Annotated in this window: 15 protein-coding genes; 9 read left to right on the plus strand and 6 right to left on the minus strand. The window is 67.1% G+C overall.

Annotation, left to right across the window (positions count from 1 at the left end):
- Positions 1-28 precede the first annotated feature (28 nt).
- Complete coding sequence (gene lplT, locus ASC83_RS02185) at positions 29-1,333, minus strand: lysophospholipid transporter LplT (protein ID WP_056057261.1); 1,305 nt, start codon at positions 1,331-1,333, stop codon at positions 29-31.
- Between the two features lie 156 nt (positions 1,334-1,489).
- On the opposite strand from lplT, the gene alr reads away from it, so the two are divergent.
- Together alr and ASC83_RS02195 are read left to right on the plus strand one after the other, a co-directional pair.
- Positions 1,490-2,605, plus strand: coding sequence for an alanine racemase (gene alr / locus ASC83_RS02190; protein WP_056057263.1), 1,116 nt, complete (start codon positions 1,490-1,492; stop codon positions 2,603-2,605).
- Between the two features lie 136 nt (positions 2,606-2,741).
- Positions 2,742-3,611, plus strand: coding sequence for a hypothetical protein (locus ASC83_RS02195; protein WP_056057740.1), 870 nt, complete (start codon positions 2,742-2,744; stop codon positions 3,609-3,611).
- Positions 3,612-3,703: 92 nt separating this feature from the next.
- Here ASC83_RS02195 and ASC83_RS24465 read toward each other — a convergent pair whose 3' ends face one another.
- Positions 3,704-4,195: a MarR family winged helix-turn-helix transcriptional regulator gene (locus ASC83_RS24465; RefSeq protein WP_056057266.1), complete on the minus strand. Its 492-nt coding sequence runs from the start codon at positions 4,193-4,195 to the stop codon at positions 3,704-3,706.
- Between the two features lie 71 nt (positions 4,196-4,266).
- On the opposite strand from ASC83_RS24465, the gene ASC83_RS02205 reads away from it, so the two are divergent.
- Positions 4,267-5,076, plus strand: a complete 810-nt coding sequence (locus ASC83_RS02205) for a siderophore-interacting protein (protein WP_056057268.1) — start codon at positions 4,267-4,269, stop codon at positions 5,074-5,076.
- A gap of 37 nt (positions 5,077-5,113) precedes the next feature.
- Here the strand turns inward: ASC83_RS02205 and ASC83_RS02210 are convergent, their stop codons facing one another.
- On the minus strand, positions 5,114-6,001 hold the full coding sequence (locus ASC83_RS02210; protein WP_056057270.1) for a LysR family transcriptional regulator ArgP: 888 nt from the start codon (positions 5,999-6,001) through the stop codon (positions 5,114-5,116).
- 77 nt (positions 6,002-6,078) lie between these two features.
- Here ASC83_RS02210 and ASC83_RS02215 point away from each other — a divergent pair, with 77 nt between their 5' ends.
- Positions 6,079-6,687 carry a LysE/ArgO family amino acid transporter gene (locus ASC83_RS02215; RefSeq protein ID WP_056057272.1) on the plus strand — a complete coding sequence of 203 codons (609 nt, stop codon included), beginning with the start codon at positions 6,079-6,081 and terminating at the stop codon, positions 6,685-6,687.
- 88 nt (positions 6,688-6,775) lie between these two features.
- Positions 6,776-8,356 carry an ABC transporter substrate-binding protein gene (locus tag ASC83_RS02220; protein WP_056057275.1) on the plus strand — a complete coding sequence of 527 codons (1,581 nt, stop codon included), beginning with the start codon at positions 6,776-6,778 and terminating at the stop codon, positions 8,354-8,356.
- Positions 8,357-8,431: 75 nt separating this feature from the next.
- Here ASC83_RS02220 and ASC83_RS02225 read toward each other — a convergent pair whose 3' ends face one another.
- The 3 genes from ASC83_RS02225 to hpaI form a co-directional block, all read right to left on the minus strand.
- Complete coding sequence (locus ASC83_RS02225; protein WP_056057279.1) at positions 8,432-9,055, minus strand: glutathione S-transferase family protein; 624 nt, start codon at positions 9,053-9,055, stop codon at positions 8,432-8,434.
- Between the two features lie 76 nt (positions 9,056-9,131).
- The gene (locus ASC83_RS02230) at positions 9,132-10,109 is read right to left on the minus strand and encodes a 2-dehydropantoate 2-reductase (protein ID WP_056057281.1); all 978 of its coding nucleotides are present in this window, start codon (positions 10,107-10,109) and stop codon (positions 9,132-9,134) included.
- A 34-nt stretch (positions 10,110-10,143) separates the two neighbouring features.
- The gene (gene hpaI / locus ASC83_RS02235; protein WP_056057284.1) at positions 10,144-10,974 is read right to left on the minus strand and encodes a 4-hydroxy-2-oxoheptanedioate aldolase; all 831 of its coding nucleotides are present in this window, start codon (positions 10,972-10,974) and stop codon (positions 10,144-10,146) included.
- Positions 10,975-11,087: 113 nt separating this feature from the next.
- Here hpaI and radA point away from each other — a divergent pair, with 113 nt between their 5' ends.
- Genes radA through ASC83_RS02255 form a run of 4 tightly spaced genes read left to right on the plus strand, consistent with a single transcriptional unit; the run spans position 11,088 to position 14,141 of the window.
- Positions 11,088-12,467 carry a DNA repair protein RadA gene (radA, locus tag ASC83_RS02240; RefSeq protein WP_056057287.1) on the plus strand — a complete coding sequence of 460 codons (1,380 nt, stop codon included), beginning with the start codon at positions 11,088-11,090 and terminating at the stop codon, positions 12,465-12,467.
- Positions 12,468-12,516: 49 nt separating this feature from the next.
- On the plus strand, positions 12,517-12,951 hold the full coding sequence (locus tag ASC83_RS02245) for a hypothetical protein (RefSeq protein ID WP_056057291.1): 435 nt from the start codon (positions 12,517-12,519) through the stop codon (positions 12,949-12,951).
- A 39-nt stretch (positions 12,952-12,990) separates the two neighbouring features.
- Positions 12,991-13,929: a branched-chain amino acid transaminase gene (locus ASC83_RS02250; RefSeq protein ID WP_056057294.1), complete on the plus strand. Its 939-nt coding sequence runs from the start codon at positions 12,991-12,993 to the stop codon at positions 13,927-13,929.
- Between the two features lie 5 nt (positions 13,930-13,934).
- Complete coding sequence (locus tag ASC83_RS02255) at positions 13,935-14,141, plus strand: zinc-finger domain-containing protein (RefSeq protein ID WP_056057299.1); 207 nt, start codon at positions 13,935-13,937, stop codon at positions 14,139-14,141.

Here is a 14,141-nt window from a genome sequence, read left to right on the forward strand (position 1 = left end):
CGCACAGGGGGGGCTTCGCAATCAGGAGTCAATGGTGCGTATCGTGCCGCGCGATGTCCAGCAGGTGGTTCACTTCGTCGCGGTGGTTCACGCAGTTGCGCTGGTGCCAGCGGCGGATGACCCACATGATGCCCGCCACCACCAGCCCGAAGGTGGTGATGGCACCAAACACCGACAGGCCCAGCTTGAGCGACAGGCTGTAGAACGCCCCCAGGCCCAGGATGCAGGCCTGCTCGTTGAAGTTCTGCACGGCAATCGACCGGCCTGCTCCCATGAGGTTGTGGCCCCGGTGCTGCAGCAGGGCGTTCATGGGCACCACCAGGTAGCCGCCCAGGCCACCCAGCACGATGAGGAACGGAATGGCCAGCCAGATGTTGCTGATGAACACCATCAGGATCAGCAGCAAGCCCATCGCAATGCCCAGCGGGATCACGCGGGTGGCCATGTCCAGGCGCATGCGCATCGATGCCACCACGGCACCCACGGCGGTGCCGATGGCCACTACGCCCGTCAGGGCCGAGGCCTGGGTGGTGTTGTAGCCCAGGGCCACGGCGGCCCAGGCCAGCACGATGAACTTGAGGTTGCCACCGGCGCCCCAGAACAGGGTGGTGGTGGCCAGCGAGATCTGGCCCAGCTTGTCGCGCCACAGGCGGCTGTTGCAGGCCCAGAAGTCGGGCAGCAGGTTGAGCGCGTTGGCCACCACGCTGCGTGACGGGTCGGCGCGCAGGGGGCGCATCTCCACCCCGGTGTGCGGGATGCGGGTGTTGAACCAGGCAGCCAGTGCATAGACAGCGATCAGCGCTGCGATGGCGGCCTCGGCGGGGGTGTCCACGCCGGTGTCGATCACGGGAAAGTCAAAGCCCAGCAGCATGCCCGACAGCTGCTGCCCCACCAGCTGGCCGCCCAGCAGCACGCCCAGGATGATCGATGCAATGGTCAGGCCCTCGATCCAGCCGTTGGCCTTGACGAGCTGGGACGCGGGCAGCAGTTCGGTCAGGATGCCGTACTTGGCGGGAGAGTAGGCCGCAGCACCCAGCCCCACCACGGCGTAGGCCATGAGCGGGTGCGAGCCAAACAGCATCATCAGGCAGCCCGCCACCTTGATGGCGTTGCTGACAAACATGACCTTGCCCTTGGGCAGCGCATCGGCAAAGGCGCCGACGAAGGGCGCCAGCACCACATAGAACAATGCGAACATGGGCACCAGGGCCGCACGCTGCCACTCGGGGGCGCCTCCGGTGCGCAGGAGTTCCACAGCGGCTACGAAGAGTGCGTTGTCGGCCAGCGAGCTGAAAAACTGCGCCGACATGATGGTGTAAAAACCGCGCTTCATCGAATGGCTGGTGAGAGCATCAGTTGGGCTGATGCCCTGGTAAATGTGAAGAATCGTAGCGAGGGACAGGCGGTTATATCACGCGGATAAACGGCCACAGTGCCAGAATCCGGCGCTGGTCCCCCGGTAAATCCCTCGCTCCATCAGGTCTGTCCCATGCCCCGTCCCATTGCTGCCACCATCCACACCATGGCCCTGCACCACAACCTCGCGCGCGTGCGCCAGTCGGTGCCTGACGCCAAGGTGTGGGCGGTGGTCAAGGCCAATGCCTATGGCCATGGCATAGAGCGGGTGTACGAGGGCCTGCGCGGCGCCGACGGTTTTGCGCTGCTGGACCTGGCCGAGGCCGAGCGCGTGCGCCACCTGGGCTGGCGCGGGCCCATCCTGCTGCTCGAAGGCGTGTTCGAGCCGCGCGACCTGGAGCTGTGCTCGCGCCTGGGCCTGTGGCACGCAGTGCACTGCGACGAGCAGATCGACATGCTGGCCGCGCACAAGACCCAGGTGCCGCACCGGGTGTTCCTCAAGATGAATTCGGGCATGAACCGCCTGGGCTTCACGCCCGAGCGCTACCGCGCCGCGTGGGCCCGGCTCAATGCGCTGCCGCAGGTGGACGAGATTTCGTTCATGACCCACTTCAGCGACGCCGACGGCCCCCGTGGCATTGCGCACCAGATGGCGGCCTTCAACGCCGCCGCGCAGGACCTGCCCGGCGAGCGCAGCCTGAGCAACAGTGCTGCCACGCTGCGCCACGCGCAGGATGCGGGTGTGCGCGCCGACTGGGTGCGCGCGGGCATCGTGGTCTATGGCAGCGCGCCGGACTTCCCCGAGCACCATGCCGGCCACTGGGGGTTGCAACCCACCATGACGCTGTCCACGCGCCTCATCGCCACCCAGCAACTGCAGGCGGGCGACACCGTGGGCTATGGCTCGCGCTTCACGGCCGATGGCCCGCTCACCATCGGCATCGCCGCCTGTGGCTACGCCGACGGCTACCCCCGCCACTGCGACACCGGCACGCCGGTGCTGGTGAACGGCGTGCGCACGCGCCTGGTGGGGCGGGTGAGCATGGACATGGTGACTGTGGACCTTACGCCCCTGCAGCAGGCGGGTGTGGAGGTGGGCTTTGGCAGCGAGGTCACGCTCTGGGGCCGCGCCAGCAATGGCGTGGTGTTGTCCATCGACGAGGTGGCGCAGGCAGCAGGCACCGTGGGCTACGAGCTGATGTGCGCCCTGGCGCAGCGCGTGCCGGTGGTGGTGGACGGCGGGGCCTGAAGCCCCCTCATTGGCGTGCGGCAGGGCGCGGTTCGCGCACAAGTTCACGCCGCAGGGCCCGCCGGCGTGGGGCGCGGCCTGAAACTGATGTGAAATGGCGCCGTCTGTTTGCCGCCGCGCGCAGCGCGCTCCTTCCATGGCCACACCCCGCAGCAACTCCTCCAGTTCCAAGAAAAAAGGCAGCTCCACCTGGCGCTCGGTGCGCATGCCGCACCACGGCGCGGTGGCGCGCACCCTGCAGCAGCGCTACAGCCTGCGCTCGCACGGGTTGCTGATCGGCAGCTTCACGCTGCTGCTGATGTGGGCCACCTCGCACCTGCAGATGGTGCTGGGCGTGGAGTCACTGGCACTGCGGTACTTGATTACCCTGTCTGTGGGCTACGTCGGCTATCTGCTGGTGCTGCGCGCCTGGGCAGCGCGGCTGGTGCGTCGGGACGGGTCGTCGGGCGACGGCAGCAGTGTGGAATTGCCCGACATCTCCTGGCCCAGTGGCAATGGCCCCTCCGGGGGCGGCCAGGTGCCCTTGCCGCGCACGGGCGGTGGCAACTTTGGCGGCGGTGGCGCATCGGAGGACTTTGGGGGCGGGTGGACGCAGGGCCTGTCCAGCGGGGGCTCCGGCAGCGACTCCAGCGTGCTGGGCGACATTGCCGGGGGCGCGGCCGATGCGCTGGGCAGCGCCGACGAGGGCGCCGTGGTGGTCGTGCCCGTGGTGGCCATCTTTCTCATCGGCGCAGCGCTGATCCTGGGTGCGGGCTCGCTCGCCATGCTGTTCTTTGGCTGGGATGTGCTGCTCACAGTGGCGGTGGAGATTGCCTTTTCAGTGGCCACGGCCCGCGCCGCCGTGGGGGTGGAGCGCGAGGGCTGGCTCAGCGCTGCCGTGCGGCTGACCTGGAAGCCCCTGCTGGGCGCGCTGGTCTGCGCCGTGCTGCTGGGCGCCACCATCGACCACTTCCTGCCCCATGTGCAGTCGTTGCCCGAGGCGCTGCGCGTGATCCAGGGGCGCTGATTTGCTCTTTATTTGATAGCTGCCAGGGTATATTGCACTAGCGCTTGGGGCAAAAATCCCTTCAAAAGCGTTGGAAACCCCCTGTGGGGCCCTTAACGGGAGGACCGGCCCTTGCCATGGCCACAGTCCTCGCCAGTCTCCAGGGGCGGCAGCGCATCCAGGTTGGCCCGCACCTGCGCCAGCAGGGCCAGCAACTGAGCCTGGGTGTCGTCGTCGCAGCCCGCCAGCACCTGGGCCGACAGGGTCTGCCGCGCGGCCTGCAGCGCCTGGTAAAGCGCCTGGCCCTCAGCGCTGAGTGTGAGACACAGGCTGCGCCGGTCCTCGGCGTGGGGGTGGCGCTCCAGCCAACCCTTGTCCTGCAATAGGCCCAGCATGCGTGCCACCTGGGCCTTGTCGGCGCCGCTGTGGCGCACCAGCTCTTTCTGCGTGGCGCCGGGGTGGCGGCCGATGAAGTTCAGCGCGCGCACTTCATTGAAGGTCAGGTCCGGATGCACGGAGGTCATCGCGCGCACCATGCGCGCCCGGTAGGCGTGCATCAGGTCGTGCAGGGCTTCAAACACATCGGGGCGGGCGCGTGGGGGCATGGCGTGGCTATCGGTTGACAAAGTCAACTGAATGGCGGATGATTTGGTTGATTAAATCAACATTTTACGCCATGAACGCTTCCTTGCCCCTGGCCGCCACGGCCCCCTCCCTCGCCATCGAGCGCATTCGCCATCCCCTGCAGGGCCGCCATCTCCAGGTGGTGCGCCGCACCCAGGTCAGCCCCGGCTTTGTGCGGCTGACCCTGGCCGGCCCCGAGCTGGCGGGCTTTGTGAGCGCCGGGTTCGACGACCACCTCAAGCTCATCCTTCCCTCGCCCGGGCAGGACCGCCCCACCTTGCCCATGATGCAGGACGGCCGCCCCGTGTTTGACGGCCCGCGCCCCGTGCTGCGCGACTACACCCCCGCGCGCTTTGACGCCGCAGCGGGCGAGCTGGACATCGAGGTCGCACTGCACGACGCGGGCCCCGCCACCGACTGGGCCGCCAGCGCCACCGTGGGCCAGTGGGCGGGCATTGCCGGGCCGCGCGGCAGCATGGTGGTGCCCACGGGCTTCGACTGGCACTGGCTGCTGGGCGACGAAACCGCGCTGCCCGCCATCGCCCGCCGCCTGGCCGAGCTGCCCGCCAGCGCGGTGGCCACCGTGCGCATCCAGCTGAGCAACCCGGCCGACCAGCGCACGCTGGCGAGCGCGGCGCAGGTGGATCTGCAGTGGGTGAGCGCGCTGCCTGCCGCTGTGGAAGCTCTGTCGCTCCCGCCCGGCGCGGGCTTTGTCTGGGCTGCGGGCGAACACAGCGACATGGCCGCCGTGCGCCGCGTCGTGCTGGCCAAGCCGGGCGTGGACCCGAAACGCATGCGCATCTCCGCCTACTGGAAGCGCGGCGCGGCGGACCACCACGAGGACCTGGCGAGCGCTGCGTAGTCGGCCCTTGCTTGCTACATCCCTCTCGACTTTCTTCTCAGCGCAGCAGCGTCAGCGCAGCCGCCTTCTGCACTGCCTGCGTTACGTGCTGCAGGGCCTGCACGTTCAGGCGCCAGCACTGCCAGTACAGCGGCACATCCACCGGCTTGTTCGCAATCAGCTCGACCAGCGCACCAGTCTTCAGGTCATCCTCCACCAGCGGGTCGGGCGTCATGCCCCAGCCCAGGCTGGCGCGGGTGGCTTTGACGAAGGCATGCGCCTCGGGCAGCCAGTGCACGGGCGGTGCGAGCTTGCGGCGCGTGATGCGGCCCACAAAACGCGCCTGCAGCGCATCTTTGCGGTTGAACACCAGCATGGGCGCCTGGGCCAGCGTGGTCGCGTTCACCCCCTGCGCAAAGTGGCGCTGCATGAAGGCCGGGCTGGCCAGCGCGCGGTAGCGCAGCGTGCCCAGCGGCAGCACCTGGCAGCCCTGCACGGGCTGCGGGTCGGCCGTCACGGCGGCCATCACGCGGCCTTCGCGCAGCAGGTTGGCCGAATGGTCCTGGTCCTCCACATGGATGTCGAAGGTGATGGCCTGCCCCTCGGCCGCCTGCGCCATGGCGTGGGGGAACCAGGTGGCCAGCGAGTCGGCATTCACACCAATCGCGAGCCGCGTGGTGCTGTGCTGCCCGCCGCCAATCGTGGCGAGCGCGTCGGCCTCGCTCAGCGCCACCTCGCGCGCATGGCGGTACAGGGCCTGCCCGGCCTCGGTGGGGGTGCAGGGCGTGGCGCGGCGCACCAGCACCTGGCCCACGCGCTCTTCCAGCAGCTTGATGCGCTGTGACACCGCCGAGCGCGTGACATGCAGCACGGCCGCTGCCCGCTCGAAGCTGCCCTCATCGATCACCGTGGCAAACGCGTTGAGCTGGGCGGAGTCGAGTTGCATGGATGGTTAGCCATTCTGACGGATCGTTAAAAAGTATAGCTGGCGTCAACGTAGGCCCTTGGCCAGAATCCGTGCCCATGGTCTCCACTGCCTTCGTTCACGGTTTCACTTCCACCGCCATGCTCATCATGGCTATTGGCGCGCAAAACGCATTTGTGCTGCGCCAGGGCCTGCGGCGCGAGCATGTGATGCCCGTGGTGCTGGTGTGTGCGCTGTCGGACGCGGTGCTGCTGCAGGTGGGCGTGTGGGGCATGGGCGGCGTGCTGCTGGCCCGGCCCGAATGGGCGCAGCTCATGCGCTGGGCGGGCGCGTTGTTCTTGCTGGTCTACGCCGCACAGACCGCCGCGCGCGCCTTGCGCCCCGGCCAGTTGCTGGTGGCCACCAGCGGCCCCGGCACCAGCCTGCGCACCACGCTGGCCACGGTGGTGGCGCTCACCTGGCTCAACCCGCATGTCTACCTGGACACCGTGGTGCTGCTGGGCACCATGGCCACACCGTACCCGGCCTGGGGCCGTGCGCTGTTTGCGGCGGGTGGCTCGCTGGCCAGCGCGCTGTGGTTCCTGCTGATCGGCCTGGGCGCCCGCTGGCTGGCCCCGTTGTTTGCCACACCCGGTGCCTGGCGGGTGCTGGATGGGGTGACGGCCACCACCATGCTGGTGCTGGCAGGGGTGATGGCTCTAAGCTAAGAAGAATAAGTTCGTTTTCTAAAAGCGCCGCTTGGGGGATAGTCTGGCCATTCAGCATTTTTTGGCGTTTTTGCCTATCCTCCCGTCCATGCGCTTCAAACACCTTCTCCTGGCCGCCGCCGTTGTTGCGGCCCTGCCCTTGGCCGCACAGTCCGCCACCTTCCGCTGGTCCCGCTCGGTGGACATTTCCACCTGGGACATCCACACCCAGAACGTGGGTGTGAACAACACCATGCACGGCGCGGTGTACGACACGCTGGTCGAATACAACAGCAAGACCTTCAAGCCCGAGCCGTCGCTAGCCACCGAGTGGAAGCTCATCAAGCCCACGCAGCTGCGCCTGACCTTGCGCAAGGGTGTGAAGTTCAGCGACGGCAGCGAGTTCACGGCCGACGACGCCAAGTTCTCGCTGGAGCGCGCCAAGGCCAAAAGCTCCAACTTCGCTGTCTACACCCAGGGCATTGACCGTGTGGAAAAAGTCGATGCCTACACCATCGACATCCACTCCGACCTGCCCAACCCGGTGCTGGTGAACCAGCTGACCGAGCTGCGCATCATGAGCAAGGCCTGGGCCGAGAAGAACAAATCGGTCGAGCCCAAGGACATCAAGACCAAGGACGAAAACTTTGCCCACCGCAATGCGCTGGGCACCGGCCCCTACCAGCTCAAGCAGTGGACGCCTGACCAGCGCGTGGTGCTGGAGCCCAACCCCCACTGGTGGGGCAAGGGCAAGTACCCCACCAACCTGACCGAGATCGTCTACACCCCCATCAAGGCCGACGCCACGCGCACAGCGGCGCTGCTGTCGGGTGAGGTGGATTTTGTGATCGACCCCAGCCTGCAGGACCTGGCGCGCATCAAGCAGACGCCCAACCTGCAGGTGCTCGAAGGGCCGGAGTACCGCACCATCTTCCTGGGGCTGGACCAGTTCCGCGACGAGCTGCCCGGCTCGGACGTGAAGGGCAAGAACCCGCTGAAGGACCTGCGCGTGCGCAAGGCGCTGTACCAGGCCATCGACATCCAGTCCATCCAGCGCGTGGTGCTGCGTGGCCTGGCCCAGCCCACGGGCACACTCATCGCCAACCAGGTCAACGGCTGGACCAAGAAGGCCGACGTGCGCTACCCCTACGACCCCAAGGCCGCGCAAAAGCTGCTGGCCGATGCGGGCTACCCCAACGGGTTTGAGGTGGACTTTGCCTGCAGCGCGGGCCGCTACATCAACGACGAGCAGCTGTGCCAAGCCATCACCTCACACTGGGCCAAGGTGGGCGTGAAGGCCAAGTTGCGCTCGCTGCCGTTTGCCACCTACTTTCCGATGATCCAGCGCAACGAAGCCAGCATCTACCTGCTGGGCTGGGGCGTGCCCACATTCGACGCGTTCTACAGCCTGCAGTCGCTGGTGCGCACGACGGGTGCGGGTGGGGACGGCAACTTCAACCTGGGCCGGTTCTCCGACCCGCAGATGGACGCGCTGATCGAGCGTGTGAAGAAGGAAACGGACACCGCCACGCGCAACGGCCTGATCGAGCAGGCGCTGATCAAGGAGCATGAGCTGGTGTCGCACATCCCGCTGTACAACCAGGTGATCCCGTGGGCGGGGACGAAGAAGGTGGAGATCATTCACCGCGCCGACAACCGCATCGACTGGCGGTATCTGAAGGTGAACTGATCCCGGTTGCCAGCAAAAAGCCCCGGTGCTTCGAGCCAGAAGCACCGGGGCTTTTTTGCGTCCGCAGGTGGCGTATCAGGCCATTGCGCGCTGTACGGCCGGGCGCTGCAGCATGCGCTGCGTGTGTGCAAACACCTTCGGGAACTGGGCGATGTCCACGCCGTCGCTGTGCAGCCAGGTGCCGATGGTGAACAGGTAGCCGTCGGCCACGGTGTATTGCTCGCCCATCACCCAGGGCCCCTGGTCCGCTTGCGGCAGGTAGTGGGTTTCGATGAGGTGAAAGCACTCGGTCATGTTCTGTGGCACCTTGCGCTGCATGGCGGCGTGGGCTTCGGGCTCGTCCGCCCAGCGGCTGGCGCGGGGGCGGTGGGCGTGGGCGATGTGCACCGTGGACGCGAGGTAGCTGTGGAACTCTTGCAGGCGCGCAAAGCCATGCGCGTCGGCGGGCGCCAGGCGCGCCTCTGGAAAGCTCTGCGCCACATAGGCCAGCAGCGCCGGGGTTTCGGTCAGGGTGCCGTGCGGCGTGGCCAGCGCGGGCACGCGGCCCTTGGGGTTCACCGCCAGGTATTCGGGCGTGCGTTGCTGGCCAGCGGCGAAGTCCACGCGCACCAGGTCGTAGGGGGCGCCCGCTTCTTCCAAAGCGATGCGAACGGCCTGCGCGCAGGTGCCGGGGGTGTAGTACAGCGTGAGTTGGGTCATGGTTGGTTTGCTATGAATTAAATAGCTGTTGACGCATATTCCACTAGCGCCTGCAGCCGATTTTGCTTGAAATGAATCAGTACAGGCCACGCGTGCGCGCCATCAGCCGCGTGAGGCCCAGCAGGGCGTTGGTGTGCGGCGTGGGCGTGCCGGTGATCTGGCCCAGCTCGCGCACCGCGCCCACCAGGGCGTCGATCTCCATCGGCTTGTTCGCTTCCACGTCCTGCAGCATCGAGGTCTTGAACGCGCCCAGCTTGCGTGTGACGGCATGGCGGTCCTCGGGCTGCTGGTCAATCGGCAGGCCCAACTGGTCGCCGATGGCCTTGGCTTCCAGCATCACGGCGCTCACAAAGCTGCGCACCAGGTCGTCATCGAGGATACGGTCGGTGGTGGCGCCGGTGAGCGCGCTGATGGGGTTCATCGTGAGGTTGCCCCACAGCTTGAACCAGATGTCCTTCTGGATGCAGTCGCTCACCTCCACATCGATGCCACCGCGCTGCAGCGTGTCGGCCAACGCTTGCAGGCGCGGGCTGCGGCTGCCGTCCGGCTCGCCCACGATGAGGCGGTTGCCAAAGTGCTGGCGGACGAAACCCGGAGCCTCCAGCGAGCAGCTGGTGTGCACCACACTGCCCACCACGTTGCGCGCCGGGACGGCCTGGGCAATCACGCCCCCCGCGTCCACGGATTCAAGGGCATGCCCCTGCGCCGCACCGCCAAAGCCGTCGAGGAACCACCACGGCACGCCGTTCATGGCGGTGAGCACGATGGTGTCGGGCCCGATCAGCGGCGCCATGGCGCGCGCCACGTCGGGCAGGCCCGGGGCCTTGACGGCGACCACCACCAGGTCTTGAACGCCGAGTGCGGCCGGGTCGCTGTGGGCTGTGACGGGCACCTGCGCCAGCGAGCCGTCGGCGCGCCGCATGCGCAGCCCATCGGCTTGCAGGGCGCGCAGCGTGTCGCCCCGCGCCACCATGCTGACGGTGTGGCCCGCTTGCGCCAGGGCCACGCCCAGCCAGCCGCCGATGGCGCCGGCGCCGTAGATACATGCTTTCATGGATGTCTGTCCTTGAGTCTGAAAGAAGAAAAGTTCAGTAGCCTGCGGGCCGGGTGAGGGTGGCGTCGGTCGCGCTGCGGTAGCGTGCCAGCAGCTCCTGCGCAGCACTCACCAGCAGCATGGTGTCCACGCCTACGGCCACAAACAGCGCGCCCGCTGCCAGCCACTGGCGCGCCTGTGATTCGGTGGTGGCCAGGATGCCCGGCGCCTTGCCTGCGCGCAGGATGCGCGCAATGCCGTCGTGGATGGCGGCCTGCACGTCGGGGTGCCCCGGGTTGCCCGGATGGCCCATGGAGGCCGACAGATCGGCCGGGCCGATGAACACGCCGTCCACCCCTGGCGTGGCGGCGATGGCGTCGAGGTGGGCCATGGCTTCCACCGTTTCTGCCTGCACCAGCAGGCAGATCTGCTGGTTGGCCTCGTGCACATACTGCGGGTACGCCTGCCAGCGCGACGAACGGGCCAGCGCGCTGCCCATGCCGCGCACGCCCTCGGGCGCATAGCGCGTGGCGCGCACCAGCTGCTGGGCCTGCTCGGGCGTATCGACCATGGGCACCAGCAGGGTCTGGGCGCCGATGTCCAGGTACTGTTTGATGAGGGCCGTGTCACCCACCGGCACCCGGGCGATGGGGTGGGGCGCCTGCACGCCTGGTGGCAGGGCGCTGGTGGCGCTGGCGATGGCCTGCAGCTGGTGCAGGATGGAGCGCAGGTCGTTGGGCGCATGTTCGCCATCGACCAGCAGCCAGTCGTAGCCGGTGCCTGCGAGGATTTCGGCGCTGTAGGCGTTGGCCAGCCCGAGCCAGAGGCCGATTTGCGCCTGGCCTTGGGCCATGGCCTGTTTGAAGCGGTTGGTGGGTGTCTGCAATGTCAACTCCGTACGGTGCCAAGCCCGCCATCGTACGGGCTGCGGCGGATCGATGTGGGCATGGCCGCTATAGTCGGCTGCCCCTGCATCGGGGCGCCTCACCGACACCTGCCATGGCCAAAGAAAAAACCACGTTCACCTGCACCGAGTGCGGCGGCACCAGCCCGCGCTGGCTGGGCAAATGCCCGTCCTGCGGCGCCTGGAACACGCTCATCGAGCAGGTGGCCGAGGCCGGGCCGGGCAAGAACCGCCTGAGCACGCCGCAAGGCTACGCGGGCCTGGCCAACGCGCAGCCCGTCCTGCCGCTGGCGGCCATCGAGGCCCAGGACGTGGCCCGCACCCCCAGCGGCATCGACGAGCTGGACCGTGTGCTGGGCGGCGGCATTGTGGAAGGGGGCGTGGTGCTCATCGGGGGCGATCCGGGCATTGGCAAATCGACCCTGCTGCTGCAGGCTATGGACGCGCTGCAGCGCGCGGGCCTGCCCACGCTGTATGTGACGGGTGAGGAGAGCGGAGCGCAGGTGGCGCTGCGTTCGCGGCGCCTGGGCATCGACGGCAGCCAGGTGCAGCTGCTGGCCGAGATCCAGCTCGAAAAGATTCTGGCGACCGTGGAGGCCACGCAGCCCGCCGTGGTGGTCATCGACTCCATCCAGACCACCTATTCCGACCAGCTCACCAGCGCGCCGGGCTCCGTCGCCCAGGTGCGGGAATGCGCAGCGCACCTCACGCGCATGGCCAAGGGCACGGGCATTGCTGTCATTCTGGTGGGCCATGTGACCAAGGAAGGTGCGCTGGCGGGGCCGCGCGTGCTGGAGCACATGGTGGACACGGTGCTGTACTTTGAAGGCGACACGCACAGCCAGTTCCGCCTGGTGCGCGCCATCAAGAACCGCTTCGGCGCGGTCAACGAAATTGGCGTGTTTGCCATGACCGAAAAGGGCCTCAAGGGCGTGAGCAACCCGAGCGCCATCTTCTTGAGCCAGCATTCCGAGCCCGTGCCCGGCAGCTGCGTGATGGTGACGCTGGAGGGCACACGCCCGCTGCTGGTGGAGATCCAGGCCCTGGTGGACAGTGGCGGCCCCAGCCCCCGGCGCCTGTCGGTGGGCCTGGACAAGGACCGCCTGGCCATGCTGCTGGCCGTGCTGCACCGCCATGCGGGGGTGGCCTGCATGGACCAGGACGTGTTTGTGAATGCGGTGGGGGGCGTGCGCATCAGCGAGCCCGCAGCCGACCTGGCGGTGATGCTGTCCATCACCTCCAGCCTGCGGGGCAAGGCGCTGCCGCGCGGCTTTCTGGCGTTTGGTGAAGTGGGGCTGGCCGGTGAGGTGCGACCCGCGCCCCGGGGGCAGGAGCGCCTGAAGGAAGCCGCCAAGCTGGGTTTCAGCGTGGCCGTGGTGCCCAAGGCCAATGCGCCCAAAAAGCCCATCGAGGGGCTGACCATCCACGCCGTCGAGCGGGTGGAAGAGGCCATGAACGTGGTGCGCGGTCTGTAAGCAATGCCCACAGCGCCATGTCCATGGCGCCATAAGACAATCTCGACCTATGAACTTGCGCAATATCCTGGTGCCCCTGGGGGCGGTGGCCCTGATCGGGTTTGGTTTTTATGCCTACGGCTGGGCCGGGGTGGCTGCCGTGGCCGGTGGGCTGCTCATGTGGGGCCTGCTGCACTTCACGCGGCTGATGAGCGTGATGCAAAAGGCCGCCAAGCGCCCCATCGGGTATGTGGGCAGCGCCGTGATGCTCAACGCCCGGTTGACGAAGGGCGTGAACCTCATGCACGTGGTGGCCATGACCCAGGCGCTGGGAGAGCGCGTTTCGGCCGAAAACGTGCAGCCCGAGGTCTACCGCTGGACCGACGGCACCCGCTCGCACGTCACCTGCGAGTTCCAGCAGGGCAAGCTGGTGGTGTGGACCCTGGTCCGCCCCCAGGACAACCCTGCCGCTGATGGAGAAGGCGCGCCGCCCGCCGCCCCGTAAAATCCTGGTTTTGCGACCCACAGCAACCAAAGGACACCCATGAGCCCCGTAGTTCCCTCGATGGCCGACCGTGACGGCAAGATCTGGATGGACGGCCAGATGGTCGATTGGCGCGACGCCAAGATCCACGTGCTGACCCACACCCTGCATTACGGCTGCGGCGCCTTCGAAGGCGTGCGCGCCTACAACACCGCCAATGGCACGGCGATCTTCCGCCTGGAAGAGCACACCGACCGCCTCTTCAACAGCGCCAAGATCCTGCGCATGAAGATCCCGTTCACCAAGGAAGAGGTGAATGAGGCCCAGAAAGCCGTGGTGCGCGAAAACAAGCTCGAATCCTGCTATCTGCGTCCATTGACCTGGATCGGCTCGCAAAAGCTGGGTGTTTCGCCCAAGGGCAACCAGATTCACCTGATGGTCGCTGCCTGGGCCTGGGGCGCCTATCTGGGCGAGGAAGGCCTCAAGCGCGGCATCCGCGTCAAGACCAGCAGCTACACCCGCCACCACGTCAACATCACCATGACGCAGGCGAAGGCGGTGAGCAACTACACCAACTCCATCCTCGCCAACATGGAAGCCACGGACGACGGCTACGATGAAGCCCTGCTGCTGGACAGCTCGGGTTTTGTGTCCGAAGGTGCGGGCGAAAACATCTTTGTGATCAAGAACGGCGTGATCTACACGCCCGACCTGTCGGCCGGTGCCCTGAACGGCATCACCCGCAACACCGTGTTCCACATCGCCAAGGACCTGGGCCTGGAGATCGTGCAAAAGCGCATCACGCGCGACGAGGTGTACATCGCCGATGAGGCCTTCTTCACCGGCACGGCCGCTGAAGTCACGCCCATCCGCGAACTCGACCGCATCGAGCTGGGCAGCGGATCGCGCGGCCCGATCACCGAAAAAATCCAAAGCGCCTTCTTCGACATCGTCGGTGGCCGCAATCCGAAATACGCCCACTGGCTGAGCAAGGTCTGAAGAACATGTCGCAAGCAACCGTTGAACTCCTGGCCAAAGACCTGAACGCCCAAGGCGGCGTTTTCTGTCCCAGCCCCAAGGCCGACATGAAGCTGTGGAACAGCCACCCCAAGGTGTACCTGGACGTGGCCCGCACGGGTGAAGCCAAGTGCCCTTACTGTGGCACGGTGTACCGCCTGAAGGCCGGTGAGCACGTACACGCTGGTCACTGA

It is taken from the genome of Acidovorax sp. Root402, assembly GCF_001425125.1.
In the GTDB taxonomy this organism is placed as follows: Bacteria; Pseudomonadota; Gammaproteobacteria; order Burkholderiales; family Burkholderiaceae_C; genus Acidovorax; species Acidovorax delafieldii.

Bases quoted from the DNA above. Each gene is read 5' to 3' on its own strand.
- lplT (WP_056057261.1), bottom strand. From the start codon at position 1,333: ATGAAGCGCGGTTTTTACACCATCATGTCGGCGCAGTTTTTCAGCTCG.
- alr (WP_056057263.1), top strand. From the start codon at position 1,490: ATGCCCCGTCCCATTGCTGCCACCATCCACACCATGGCCCTGCACCAC.
- ASC83_RS02195 (WP_056057740.1), top strand. From the start codon at position 2,742: ATGGCCACACCCCGCAGCAACTCCTCCAGTTCCAAGAAAAAAGGCAGC.
- ASC83_RS24465 (WP_056057266.1), bottom strand. From the start codon at position 4,195: ATGCCCCCACGCGCCCGCCCCGATGTGTTTGAAGCCCTGCACGACCTG.
- ASC83_RS02205 (WP_056057268.1), top strand. From the start codon at position 4,267: ATGAACGCTTCCTTGCCCCTGGCCGCCACGGCCCCCTCCCTCGCCATC.
- ASC83_RS02210 (WP_056057270.1), bottom strand. From the start codon at position 6,001: ATGCAACTCGACTCCGCCCAGCTCAACGCGTTTGCCACGGTGATCGAT.
- ASC83_RS02215 (WP_056057272.1), top strand. From the start codon at position 6,079: ATGGTCTCCACTGCCTTCGTTCACGGTTTCACTTCCACCGCCATGCTC.
- ASC83_RS02220 (WP_056057275.1), top strand. From the start codon at position 6,776: ATGCGCTTCAAACACCTTCTCCTGGCCGCCGCCGTTGTTGCGGCCCTG.
- ASC83_RS02225 (WP_056057279.1), bottom strand. From the start codon at position 9,055: ATGACCCAACTCACGCTGTACTACACCCCCGGCACCTGCGCGCAGGCC.
- ASC83_RS02230 (WP_056057281.1), bottom strand. From the start codon at position 10,109: ATGAAAGCATGTATCTACGGCGCCGGCGCCATCGGCGGCTGGCTGGGC.
- radA (WP_056057287.1), top strand. From the start codon at position 11,088: ATGGCCAAAGAAAAAACCACGTTCACCTGCACCGAGTGCGGCGGCACC.
- ASC83_RS02245 (WP_056057291.1), top strand. From the start codon at position 12,517: ATGAACTTGCGCAATATCCTGGTGCCCCTGGGGGCGGTGGCCCTGATC.
- ASC83_RS02250 (WP_056057294.1), top strand. From the start codon at position 12,991: ATGAGCCCCGTAGTTCCCTCGATGGCCGACCGTGACGGCAAGATCTGG.
- ASC83_RS02255 (WP_056057299.1), top strand. From the start codon at position 13,935: ATGTCGCAAGCAACCGTTGAACTCCTGGCCAAAGACCTGAACGCCCAA.